Origin of the sequence: Glutamicibacter sp. BW77 (assembly GCF_002332285.1) — a bacterium.
In the GTDB taxonomy this organism is placed as follows: domain Bacteria; phylum Actinomycetota; class Actinomycetes; order Actinomycetales; family Micrococcaceae; genus Glutamicibacter; species Glutamicibacter bergerei.
Genome location: NZ_NRGT01000075.1, coordinates 146,715 through 158,145, shown reverse-complemented (window position 1 = coordinate 158,145; position 11,431 = coordinate 146,715). Strand labels below are relative to the sequence as shown.

At 55.7% G+C, this 11,431-nt stretch carries 11 protein-coding genes; 6 read left to right on the top strand and 5 right to left on the bottom strand.

Annotated elements, in window-relative coordinates; all coding sequences use genetic code 11:
- Positions 1-41: 41 nt before the first annotated feature.
- From CIK74_RS14960 to CIK74_RS14940, 5 genes are all read right to left on the bottom strand, one after another.
- Complete coding sequence (locus CIK74_RS14960) at positions 42-725, bottom strand: nicotinamide mononucleotide transporter (protein WP_096256993.1); 684 nt, start codon at positions 723-725, stop codon at positions 42-44.
- Positions 726-904: 179 nt separating this feature from the next.
- On the bottom strand, positions 905-1,522 hold the full coding sequence (locus CIK74_RS14955; RefSeq protein WP_170947903.1) for a TetR/AcrR family transcriptional regulator: 618 nt from the start codon (positions 1,520-1,522) through the stop codon (positions 905-907).
- Between the two features lie 31 nt (positions 1,523-1,553).
- Positions 1,554-2,873 (bottom strand): AMP-binding protein, encoded by a 1,320-nt coding sequence (locus CIK74_RS14950; RefSeq protein WP_096256992.1) that lies wholly within the window; start codon positions 2,871-2,873, stop codon positions 1,554-1,556.
- A 28-nt stretch (positions 2,874-2,901) separates the two neighbouring features.
- Complete coding sequence (gene paaI, locus CIK74_RS14945) at positions 2,902-3,348, bottom strand: hydroxyphenylacetyl-CoA thioesterase PaaI (protein WP_096256991.1); 447 nt, start codon at positions 3,346-3,348, stop codon at positions 2,902-2,904.
- Between the two features lie 301 nt (positions 3,349-3,649).
- Positions 3,650-5,812: a S9 family peptidase gene (locus tag CIK74_RS14940; RefSeq protein WP_096256990.1), complete on the bottom strand. Its 2,163-nt coding sequence runs from the start codon at positions 5,810-5,812 to the stop codon at positions 3,650-3,652.
- Positions 5,813-6,088: 276 nt separating this feature from the next.
- Here CIK74_RS14940 and CIK74_RS14935 point away from each other — a divergent pair, with 276 nt between their 5' ends.
- From CIK74_RS14935 to paaC, 6 genes are all read left to right on the top strand, one after another.
- Entirely contained in the window at positions 6,089-7,483 is a 1,395-nt protein-coding gene (locus tag CIK74_RS14935) for an amino acid ABC transporter substrate-binding protein/permease (RefSeq protein WP_096256989.1), read from the top strand.
- On the top strand, positions 7,480-8,235 hold the full coding sequence (locus CIK74_RS14930; RefSeq protein WP_096256988.1) for an amino acid ABC transporter ATP-binding protein: 756 nt from the start codon (positions 7,480-7,482) through the stop codon (positions 8,233-8,235). The genes CIK74_RS14935 and CIK74_RS14930 overlap by 4 nt, the downstream gene beginning before the upstream one ends.
- 272 nt (positions 8,236-8,507) lie before the next feature.
- Positions 8,508-8,957 (top strand): DoxX family protein, encoded by a 450-nt coding sequence (locus CIK74_RS14925; protein ID WP_096256987.1) that lies wholly within the window; start codon positions 8,508-8,510, stop codon positions 8,955-8,957.
- Between the two features lie 310 nt (positions 8,958-9,267).
- On the top strand, positions 9,268-10,254 hold the full coding sequence (paaA, locus tag CIK74_RS14920; RefSeq protein ID WP_096256986.1) for a 1,2-phenylacetyl-CoA epoxidase subunit PaaA: 987 nt from the start codon (positions 9,268-9,270) through the stop codon (positions 10,252-10,254).
- A 1-nt stretch (position 10,255) separates the two neighbouring features.
- Entirely contained in the window at positions 10,256-10,546 is a 291-nt protein-coding gene (gene paaB / locus CIK74_RS14915) for a 1,2-phenylacetyl-CoA epoxidase subunit PaaB (RefSeq protein WP_096256985.1), read from the top strand.
- Positions 10,543-11,403, top strand: a complete 861-nt coding sequence (paaC, locus tag CIK74_RS14910) for a 1,2-phenylacetyl-CoA epoxidase subunit PaaC (RefSeq protein ID WP_096256984.1) — start codon at positions 10,543-10,545, stop codon at positions 11,401-11,403. The genes paaB and paaC overlap by 4 nt, the downstream gene beginning before the upstream one ends.
- The last annotated feature ends 28 nt before the right edge of the window (positions 11,404-11,431 follow it).

The following is an 11,431-nucleotide window of genomic DNA, read 5'->3' as shown; positions in this document are numbered from 1 at the left end:
TTCCGTAGCCACCGCCTTTTGGCGTATCCGAGGATTAGAGCCTATTCGGTGACGGCCTGGTGATCCGCTAGCTGCGCGGTGGCATCACGGCGTGGCAGCACGCGCCACATGAACCATGCGTAGAGCGAGGCGATGACCATGAATACCCAGACGAACAACAACGCGAAGGCCGGGTTGTTAGTGAACAGGGTTGCCACGTAAACGGCCGAGGCCAGCGCCATCAGCAGCCAGCCGGAGCGGATGCCTTGAGCGACCAAGAAGAAGGCCATCAAGACCGCGGCCTCGGTGATGTAAGAAACCCAGATGGTTCCGGTCCCGGCAGTGAAAGCAAAACCAGTGGTGAGCATTTCACCTAGGTGAAGCGCGGTCAACACGGCTATGCCGAGCACCGTGGTGATGATTGCCGAAAGACCCAGCGGGGAACGAGTGACCTGCCGCGTGAACTTACCCTGGAAGCTATAACGGGAGAACCGCCAGAGACCAAAGACGCCGACAAACAGCGCAGGGATCGCATAGATCAAGAACAGCATGTCGTACTGCATGGCAATGACTAGCGGTCCGGCGAAGACCGCGAGGATCTGTGCCCACCAACCTAGGTCGTTACGATGCGCCAACAGAATGCATGCGACCAGCGAGAGAAGTGCGCTTAGTGCATAGAGTGCAACCTGCATGCCTGATTCAGTACCTGGCAGCTGGGAGAAAAGAGTGTAAAAAAGTTCTTCCACGACGCTTCTTTAAGTTTGACTGGGAAATGATCGGGTAGGTGCAAAATGCACCCTCTTGATGCTATCGCCGAAACCTGTGAAGACGAATAGCTCGGTACTGCGAAGCGACATAGAACATAGTTCGGCCCCGACTCCTGTAACGTAAAAACGCATCAGGAACCGGGGCCGAAGCCATGAAATTACTTCTGTGTGGGGTGCAATCCGTCAAAGACCAAGGTAATTGCCTGGTTTTCCAGATCTTCGGCCTCAATCGGACCATCTTCGCGGAACCAATCCACAACGGAGTTGATCAGACCGAACAGCAAACGGGCGGTAGCCCGAGGATCAAGATCCTCGCGAAGCCTGCCGGTGCTCTGCGCTTCGGTGACCAGCTGTGCCAGCTGGCGGTCCATAGCGCGACGGCGATCCAACGCATTGCGTTCAAGCTCTGTATTACCGCGCAAGCGCAACAGCAAGGTGACGTAGCTACGCTTGGAAATCAAGATGCGGAAGGTGGCCCGCAAGAAGAAATCTAAGCGCTCATCGGCACTTCCCTGATGTACCTGAACCTCATCGATGACAGCTTCCAAAGGAATCAGTGCCTCATCAAGGGCGAGCCGCAACAGATCTTCTTTCGAAGAAACGTGGTGGTAGATGGCGGACTTACTGATACCCAGCCGGTCCGCCAATTTACCCATCGACGTCGCTTCATACCCGTGTTCGTTAAAAGCTTCGACAGCAATACGAAGTACGGAATCCTGATCGTAGCCGGGGCGACCGCGCTTCACAGGCATGCGCGATTTTTCGATAAGTTTCATGATCCCTTAATTATCCCACGCTAGGTGGACTTTACTTGTCTCGCATGTCGAAGATGCGCTTGAGCTTGCCCATAGAACGCTCCAGCGTCTCCGGGTCAAGAACTTCAATGGCACATGAAGAACCAACATGGATCTTGATGAGCTTGGCCAACTCGCCGCTGGCCTTGGTAGCGTCCTCGGTGCTTATCCCGGCACGGCGCTCAACCTTGACCGCGAGCTGATCCATGCGGCCCGGGCGGGTGAGTACCAGCTGGAAGTGTGGTGAGAGTGCCGGCAACTTCAAGATGAGCTCTTCGATCTGGCTTGGGAAGAGGTTCACACCGCGCAAAATGATCATGTCGTCACTGCGTCCGGTAATACGACCCATACGACGGTGTCCTGGGCGAACCGAACCGGGTAGCAACCGTGTCAAATCATGGGTGCGGTAACGGATGATAGGCAAGGCCTGCTTGGTCAGTGAGGTGAAAACAAGTTCACCGTGTTCGCCGTCGCCAAGAACCTTCGTTGAGTCATAAGCATCCACGATTTCTGGGCGGAAGTGATCCTCCCAAATATGGCTTCCGTCCTTGAGCTCGCCAGATTCCCCGGCCACACCTGGGCCCATCACCTCGGAGAGTCCGTAAATATCGCAGGCATCAATGCCGAACATTTCTTCCAGCTCGTGACGCATTTCTTCGGTCCACGGCTCTGCGCCACATACGGCAACCTTCAAGGAGGTTTTGCGTGGGTCAAGTCCCGCACGCTGCATCGCGTCGCCGATAGTCAACAGGTAGGTCGGCGTGCACAAGATGGCATCCGGCTCGAAGTCCTGAATCATGGTGATCTGTTTATCGGTTTGTCCGCCAGACATCGGAATGACGGTGGTGCCTAGGCGCTCGGCTGCGGCGTGCGCACCCATTCCGCCGGTGAATAAGCCGTAACCGTAAGCGTTATGAACCTTCCAGCCGGGCTTTACGCCGGACAGGCGCAAGCAACGTGCACCCATTTTGGCCCAGTCATCGAGGTCCTGCTGCGTGTAACCAACCACCGTGGCTCGGCCGGTGGTTCCTGAAGATGCGTGGATGCGCGCTACCTGGTGCTGTGGAACAGCGAACATGCCAAAGGGGTAGCTTTTGCGTAGATCTTCTTTTTCGGTGAAAGGGAAGATCTTCAGATCTGCCAGTTCCTTCAAATCGCTAGGGTGCACACCGGCGGTGTCGTACTTGTCCTTATAGTAAGGAACATTGGTGTACGCATAGTCCAGAGTCTCTTTGAGACGGGTGAGCTGAATCGACTCGATCTGGTCCCGGCTCATGGTCTCTTCAGGATCCAGTGGATTAGGCAGGTTATCGCGGTCAGTTGTCTGTGACATGCTCATTCTTTCGTGTGGTGTGGAACGCTTAGCGGTTTTTAGGCTGTGGGACGGTGCGTGAGCGGCCGCGGAATTCGGCTACGGTTTCGGTACCGCCATCGCTCGTGGGCTGGGTGACGGTAATGTCATAGATCCCGCTGCGTCCTTGCTGGGAGACCCGGCGGCCCGTAGCAGTCAACAATCGACCAGGAATTCCTGGCTTGAGGAAGTTGATATCCACTCCGGAGGCCACGGTGATGGTGTCCTTGGAACCTTCGGCAGGGTTGCAGCTCAGTGCGAAGGCGGTGTCTGCAAGGCTGAAGATCATGCCACCGTGGGCGATACCAAAACCATTAAGCATTTCTTGGCGCAGTGTCATCGTAATGACCGCGTACCCGTCACTGACCTCGACAACTTCGATGCCCATCCACTGGGTTGCATAGTCGTTGTGCAAGATTGCGTGGGGCAATGCTTTATCTATTTGGGTTTCGCTCATAGGGACCTCCGCCGAATTAGTTACCGAACGATCATTAGGTAATACTAGATTGTGACCCATATCAAGCCCTGCTGTCTAATGGTAGGCGTCACAAAGGTGTGAATTTCTTGAGTCCCGAAACCGAAATCTCGCCGTGAGCAGGCCTCTAGGTGGGTCGAATTAAGCCGAAGAATCTTTATGATTGCGTTGACTGTCCCTGCACCGCGCAACGTGCAGTTAAAGACCACGGCGGCCCGCCGAACCTAGTTAGTGATCCTCACCAGGTCCTGCAGGCCGCCGCTTGTAGAGTTCGCTAAGCGAGCTACTTGGCTGAGCCGGTGTTTTTGCCTAAGGCGTCCAAGGCGAAGGCGTAGTCCCACGCGCGGTTCTTCCACGCTTCGTAGCGACCCGAAGCGCCGCCGTGCCCGCCTTCCATTTCGGTCTTCAGCAAGATCGGTTCACTGCCCGTGCCCACCTCGCGCAGCTTGGCCACCCACTTAGCTGGCTCAACATAGAGCACTCGGGTGTCATTCAACGAGGTAACCGCGGCAATCCGTGGGTAACTCACGGCGGTGACATTCTCATAAGGGGAGTAGGACTTCATGTAGTCGTACACTTCCTTATCCTCAATGGGGTTGCCCCACTCTTCCCACTCCAAAGCAGATAGCGGAAGTTCTGGATCAAGAATTGAAGTCAGTGGGTCCACAAAGGGAACCTGAGCAATGATCGCGGTGTATAGCTGTGGTGCCAAGTTAGCGATGGCACCCATCAGCAATCCTCCGGCAGAGCCGCCTAGCGCCACAATCCGTGCTGGGTCTGCCCAACCGGTGTCGATCAGGTAGTTAGTTGCATCGACAAAGTCGGTGAAGGTGTTCTTCTTGGTCAGTTTTTTACCCTGCAGGTACCAGTCGCGTCCCAGCTCGCCGCCGCCGCGCACATGGGCGATGACAAAGATGACGCCGCGGTCCAGCACACTCAGTCGTGGAATTCCGAAGCCTGGGTCCATCGAGGCCTCATAGGATCCGTAACCGTAAAGCAAGACCGGGTTAGGAACCGAGGTATCCAAATCTGCTCGACGCATCACAGTCAGCGGAATCTTGGTGCCGTCGGCAGCGGTGGCCCATTCACGAGTGGACAGGTATTGCGCCGAATCATAATCATTGACCGGGGTTTGCTTGCGCAGTACCAATTCCAGGTCGTCGAGCCACAGGTCATAGACCCGCGCAGGAGTGAAGTCCGAGGTATATCCAATGCGGATCAGCGGTGCTTCCAAGTTCGCGAAGGTCGCCGCGGCGGTAAAGAGTTCTTCGTCAAAGGCTGGCTCAATAATCGCTTGCTGGGACTCGGTGCCCAAAGACTCCAACGCAATCAGCTGCACTCGTTCGCAGGTATCGCGGCGCACCGAAAGTACCAGGTGAGTTGCCGTCAGTGCCGTCCCTTCGACCTTCACCGTTGATTCGTGAGCCAACACCGTGGTCCAGCTAGCCGGATCGGTGTCGGCGCCTAGCTCGCTGAGCTCCACCAGGGACACCATATTATTGGGGGCCTGGTAATCGTGGGTGATCACCGCACGAGCATCGGCGCCCGGTAGCAGATCCACCCCGTGAAGCAGTCGCAGTGAACGCGGTACGAGTAGTCGAACCTGCGCCTGCGGGTCATTCAAATCTAGGACGCTGGTCTCGGCGTATTCGGAGTTGCCACTGGAAATCAAAAGCTGCTGGTGATCTGTGCTCAGATCAAAGCCGAGCCACATGCCCGGGTCATCTTCTTGGAAGATGACAGTGTCGGTGGCTGGGTCGGTCCCCAATTTATGTGCACGCACCTGATGTGGGCGCCAGGTGTCATCTACCACCAAGTAGTACACGGTGGATGAGTCCGGGGAGAAGGTCAGTCCGTAGAACACGCCCTCAATGACGTCGGGAAGTAGCTGACCGGTTTCTAAGTCCTTGATGTACAGGGTGAACCGTTCATCTCCCTGAGTATCGATGCAATAGGCCAGCAGGTTGCTTGGCTCATTGATGGCCATGCCGCCAAGCGAGAAGAACGATTGACCTTCTGCCAGCTCATTGCCGTCGAGTAGTACTTGCTCGCCTTCAAGTGGCTGTACCGGGTCGATTTCCGGTGGTGTCCAATCTTTACGTGCATCAGCTGAATCCTCGGCCTTGACGCGGCACTGAATGGTGTACGGTTTGCCCTCAACTGAGCGGGTGTAATACCACCAGCCGCGTCGACGCGTGGGAACCGACAAATCGGTTTCCACGGTGCGTGACTTGATTTCTTCGAAGATATCGGCGCGCAGTTGCTCTTGATTTGAGGTGACCGAGTCGGTGTACGAATTCTCGGCTTTCAGGTGGTCAAGTACCTGATTGCTGGTCTTTTCACGCAACCATTCGTAGTTGTCGGTGAATGAGTCGCCGTGGAATTCGCGGGTGGTTGGAATCTTTGCAGCCAGCGGTGCGCCGGCGGTCATCGAATCAGAAGTCATACATCTATTCAATCTCACGGTGAGCTGTTCTGGGGTTGGCTATGCTCAGCGCGGACAGGATGAGCCCGAAAAATTTACTAATTAAGGCGCGGACATGGACGGAAAGGGTACCCGCTCAGCTCTATTGGTCATAGGCTAGCAAGCATAAGAATCGAACTGCATCCGGGGCACAAGGCCCTACTCGCAATAGAAAGTGATTCAGCAGTGAATAACACACGAACAACTTTGAGGTCGAGGCGTATAACTCGGTGGATCGCTGCGGTATCCATCGGTTTCATGGCGCTGGTAGCCGGAGCACCCGGAGCATTAGCTCAGGGAAATGAAAGTGTCGACGGACAAACCTACGTTGTCGGCACCGATACTACCTTCGCGCCATTTGAATTCCGCAAGGATGGCAAGCTGACAGGTATCGATATGGACCTGCTCAACACCATCGCTAAGGATCAGGGCTTTAATGTCGAGATCCGTTCCCTAGGCTTCAGTGCCGCACTGCAGGCGCTGTCGTCAAATCAGGTTGATGGTGTGATCGCCGGTATGTCAATTACCGACGAACGCAAGGAGATCTATGATTTCTCCGAGCCATACTTTGAATCTGGCATCCAAATGGCAGTTGACCGTGATGATGAAGCGGTCAAGGGTTATGAGGACCTGAAGGGCAAGACCGTCGTCGCGAAGACCGGTTCCGAGGGTGAAACCTACGCGAAGTCCATTGCTAATGAATACGGGTTTAAGGTCAAGTCCTTGGACCAGTCGGCCACCATGTATGAATCGGTCAAGGCTGGCAGTGCCGTAGCGGTCTTTGATGACTACCCGGTGCTGGCCTATGGCATTGCACAGAACAATGGCCTGAAGACCGTTACCGATAAGGTGCCTGGCGGCTCTTACGGCTTCGCGGTGAACAAGGGTGAAAACACCGCCCTGCTCGCAGCATTCAACGATGGGCTAGCCGAGCTGAAAGCTAACGGCGAATACGACAAGATTCTAAACACCTACCTGGCTGATCCAAGCGAAGCGGTGCCAAGTAACTTCTTTGACCTGGTCGCCAAGTCCTTGCCGGCCTTGATGACTGGTTTGGGTAACACCTTGCTGGTAACCGCGATTTCCTTCGCGGTGGCCATGATGCTGGGTCTGGCCTTCGGGTTCATGAAGATTTCGGGCAACATTGTGGTGCGCGGAATTTCGACTTCCTTCGTCAATATCTTCCGTGGCACCCCGCTGCTGCTCTGGGCGTTCATGTTCTACTTTGGTCTGCCACAGCTGACCGGCTGGGATGTCAGCATCTGGGTTGCCGGCGTGCTGACCTTGTCGCTGAACTCGGCCGCATATATTGCCGAGATTGTTCGCGGCGGTATCCAGTCAGTTGATCCGGGACAGCTTGAGGCTTCGCGTTCACTGGGCCTTGGCTACGGTAAGTCAATGCAGAAGGTCGTTGTTCCGCAGGCTTTCAAGATGATGACACCGTCATTGATCAACCAGCTGATCATCATGCTCAAAGACTCCTCATTGTTGCTTGCCATTGGTTTCGGCGAGCTGCTCTACCAGGGTCAGCAGATTTACGCGGCGAACTTCCGAGTCACCGAGACTCTGATTATCGTCGGCTTCATTTACTTCGTAGCCATCATGGCCCTGACCAAATTGGCAAACTTTGCCGATCGGAGGTTTAACAAATGAGCACCGTAAGCGAAAAGACCACGACGTCCAAGATTCAGGTCAAGGATCTACGTAAGTCCTTCGGGTCTAACGAGGTCCTGCAGGGGATCAATCTTGACGTGGCAGAGGGTGAAGTAGTTTGTGTGATCGGGCCTTCGGGTTCCGGCAAGTCCACGCTCTTGCGTTGCCTGAACAAGCTCGAAGAGATCACCGCCGGCAAGGTGGTTGTTGACGGCTTTGATGTCACCGATCCAAAGGTTGATATCAACGAGGTCCGCCGCCACGTGGGCATGGTCTTCCAGCATTTCAACTTGTTCCCGCATATGTCGGTCGCGGAAAACATCATGTTGGCTCCGGTGGAGCTTAAGAAGATGAACCGCACCGAGGCGCGAGCCAAGGCTGAAGAGCTATTGACCCGTGTGGGATTGTCCGACAAGGCTAATGCCCGTCCGGCGTCCTTGTCCGGCGGGCAGAAGCAGCGCGTGGCTATCGCCCGCGCGTTGGCGATGTCTCCTGGAATCATGCTCTTTGATGAGGCAACCAGTGCCTTGGACCCGGAAATGGTCGGCGAGGTTTTGCAGGTCATCAAGGAACTGGCGGACTCTGGCATGACGATGGTCTTGGTCACTCACGAGATGGGCTTCGCCCGCGAGGTGGGGGACCGGGTGGTCTTCATGGACGGCGGCGTCGTGTGTGAAGAAGGTCAGCCAGAAGAATTGTTTGGTAACCCTCAGCAAGAACGTACCCGCGATTTCCTTTCCAAGGTTCTCTAGGACTTTCTCGCCTTGAGCGTAGCTTCGGCCCGCCCCAACTCAACTGCTTGAAAGTTGAGTTGGGGCGGGCTTTTTTAATCCGTGAACAGGTGCACGGCAAGGCCACACCCATCTGCCTGAGCCAGTGCAAATCGTTGAGTCCCGCAACATTAGTTGAAGATTAAAGTAATTTGTCCTAGGGTGTAACTCGGAGCTCGCGCCGAACCGTCGGCGGCGAAGCTAATTGTTCGATATCCGAAATTAGTCGGATCTACTGACCAGGAGTCACCTATATGAACGCTTTTATCGAGAACCCTCGCCTGCAGACCGCTGCGCGCACGCTGTTGCGCTTGGCTTTCGGCTTCCTTTTCTTGGCCCACGGTTGGCAGAAATTCTTCCAGTTCACCATCGAGGGCACCGTTGCCGCTTTTGGTCAGATGGGCGTACCGGCGGCTGGCCTGATTGCTCCGGTGGTAGCAACCCTTGAAATCGTCGGTGGTATCGCTATTATTCTGGGGCTACTGACTCGAGTCTTCGCTGGCCTGCTGGGTGTCCAGATGGTCGTTGCGCTATTCATGGTGCACGCGCCGGGCGGAGTCTTTGTCGAAAATGGCGGCTTTGAGCTTGTATTGGCGTTGGCCGCCGGCGCATTGGCGCTGTTCCTCGTGGGACCGGGCCGCATTTCCTTAGACGCACTGTTCTTCAAGAACAAGCAGGCAGATAAGGTCCTCATTAACGCGTAACTATTCGCGTAGTGGCAAGCGCTGTGAGCCGCGCTGGTACTACTGAGCAATCCCTTGGTGTCACCCCATTCTTTGGGTGTGGCAGCAGGGGATTTCTGCGTTTCCGGCGAGGGTTTTCGAACCGGATATCGCCAGTTTTGATCGGTTGTGGCGCAATAATCGGCATTCGCGAGGGGAATGGGGTGGGTCTGAAGTGGAGGATGCGAAGTATTTATGCGCAAGCATGACGCGTGCGGTTGACGTGATCGAGGGCACCCTCATATACTGAACGAACGGTCAGTATGTAAATTAATTTTCAGTGAGGTGAACCATGGCCCCGACCACACCGCAGGAGCCGGGACTAAGTGCCGTCCCAAGCTATGAAGAGCAGCAATCCCAGTCGCGTTTCGACGCCCTGATTGGCGACGATTCTCGGATTGAGCCCCGAGATTGGATGCCTGAGCCATACCGCAAGACGCTCACCCGTCAGATCTCCCAGCATGCGCACTCCGAAATTATCGGAATGCAGCCGGAGGCTAACTGGATCACCCGTGCTCCATCACTGAAGCGTAAGTCCATTTTGATGGCCAAGGTTCAGGACGAAGCCGGTCACGGGCTCTACCTGTATTCGGCTGCCGAAACCTTGGGCACCGAGCGCGATGAGCTCAACGATCAGCTACTGACCGGACGCGCCAAGTACTCCTCAATTTTCAACTACACCGCACGCAACTGGGCAGATATGGGCGCCATTGGTTGGCTTGTTGATGGTGCAGCCATCGCTAACCAGGTGCCACTGTGCCGCGCCTCCTACGGTCCATACGGCCGTGCCATGGTGCGAGTGTGCAAGGAAGAATCATTCCACCAGCGTCAGGGATTCGAAATCCTCCTCTCGCTCTCGCGTGGCACCGAGAAGCAGAAGCAGATGGCGCAGGATGCGATCAACCGCTTCTACGAACCATCGCTGATGATGTTTGGCCCACCAGATGACCAGTCCCCAAACTCCGCCCAGTCCATGGCGTGGAAGATTAAGCGCTTCTCCAATGACGAACTGCGCCAGCGCTTCGTAGGAATGATCGCCGAGCAGGTCAAGGTCTTGGGCCTGACCCTGCCTGACGAGAACCTGCACTTCGACGAAGAGAAGAAGCAGTGGATCCACAAGGATCTGAACTGGGACGAATTCATGAACGTTATCAAGGGCAATGGTCCAGCCAACGCCCAGCGACTCGAACGTCGCCGCGAGGCCCACCGCGAAGGTGCCTGGGTCCGTGAAGCCGCTACCGCTTACGCCGCAAAGCAAGAACAAAGTGAGGTTGCCTAACATGAGCCACAAGAGCAATTGGCCCCTGTGGGAAGTATTCGTCCGTTCCTCCCGAGGACTTTCACATGTCCACGCAGGATCGCTACACGCACCGGATAAAGAGATGGCACTGCGCAATGCGCGAGATCTCTACACCCGTCGCAATGAAGGCGTCTCTCTATGGGTAGTGCGCTCCACCGACATCATCACCTCCGACCCGGATAGCAAGGATGCGTTCTTTGAATCCCCGCAGGGCAAGGACTACCGTCACGCGACCTATTACAAGGCCAGCGAAGGAGTGAAGCACCTGTGAACCACGAAGAACTCGACGCATCACTGGACAGCTTCGGCGACGCGCTGGCATCAGCCACTCGTGTCACCCCGGGTAACGCACTGCGTCCGGAAGATATTGCCGTTGCCGGTGCCAAGCCAAGTGACGAGGTCGCACAGTATGCGTTGCACCTCGGCGATGACGCGCTCATCTTGGCTCAGCGCCTCTCTCACTGGATCTCCCGCGCCCCAGAAATCGAAGAAGATATTGCCCTTGGCAACATCGCCCTTGATGTTCTGGGCCACGCCCGTTCCTTCTTGACCTATGCCGGACTGGCCTGGGACAAGAGCGAAGATGACCTGGCCTACTGGCGCGAGGAAGAAGACTTCACCTCACTACAGATCGTTGAGCAGCCTAACGGTCACTTTGGCGTCACAATTATGCGCCAGCTGATTATCTCCATCTATCAGCACTTGCTCTACAGCAAGCTCTTGGAATCCACAGATGAGACCATCGCGGCAATCTGCGCCAAGGCAGTCAAGGAAGTTGACTACCACCGTGACCACTCGGCCGCTTGGACTATCCGTCTGGGCCAGGGCACCGAAGAGTCGGCAGCAAAGATGCGTCACGCACTGGAAGTACTTTGGCCTTATACCGGCGAAATGTTCCAGGACGAAGAGCTTCACCGCACCCTAGGTGACGTGGCGGTACTGCCCTCTACCTTGCGCGAAGCGTGGGAAAAGGAAATCACTGACGTGCTGGCAGAAGCCGGACTAGAAATTCCTAAGTCAGGAATGGCGATGGCACACGGACGTGTCGGCGAACATTCCGAACATCTGGGCTTCATCCTGGCCGAGATGCAAGTACTTGCCCGCAAGCACCCCGGTGCGAGCTGGTAACCGATTCCCTAATCCGTTTGAAGGGAGC

Excerpts from the sequence above, each read along its gene's own strand:
- CIK74_RS14955 (WP_170947903.1), bottom strand. The coding sequence starts at position 1,522 with ATGAAACTTATCGAAAAATCGCGCATGCCTGTGAAGCGCGGTCGCCCC.
- CIK74_RS14950 (WP_096256992.1), bottom strand. The coding sequence starts at position 2,873 with ATGTCACAGACAACTGACCGCGATAACCTGCCTAATCCACTGGATCCT.
- paaI (WP_096256991.1), bottom strand. The coding sequence starts at position 3,348 with ATGAGCGAAACCCAAATAGATAAAGCATTGCCCCACGCAATCTTGCAC.
- CIK74_RS14940 (WP_096256990.1), bottom strand. The coding sequence starts at position 5,812 with ATGACTTCTGATTCGATGACCGCCGGCGCACCGCTGGCTGCAAAGATT.
- CIK74_RS14935 (WP_096256989.1), top strand. The coding sequence starts at position 6,089 with ATGGCGCTGGTAGCCGGAGCACCCGGAGCATTAGCTCAGGGAAATGAA.
- CIK74_RS14930 (WP_096256988.1), top strand. The coding sequence starts at position 7,480 with ATGAGCACCGTAAGCGAAAAGACCACGACGTCCAAGATTCAGGTCAAG.
- CIK74_RS14925 (WP_096256987.1), top strand. The coding sequence starts at position 8,508 with ATGAACGCTTTTATCGAGAACCCTCGCCTGCAGACCGCTGCGCGCACG.
- paaA (WP_096256986.1), top strand. The coding sequence starts at position 9,268 with ATGGCCCCGACCACACCGCAGGAGCCGGGACTAAGTGCCGTCCCAAGC.
- paaB (WP_096256985.1), top strand. The coding sequence starts at position 10,256 with ATGAGCCACAAGAGCAATTGGCCCCTGTGGGAAGTATTCGTCCGTTCC.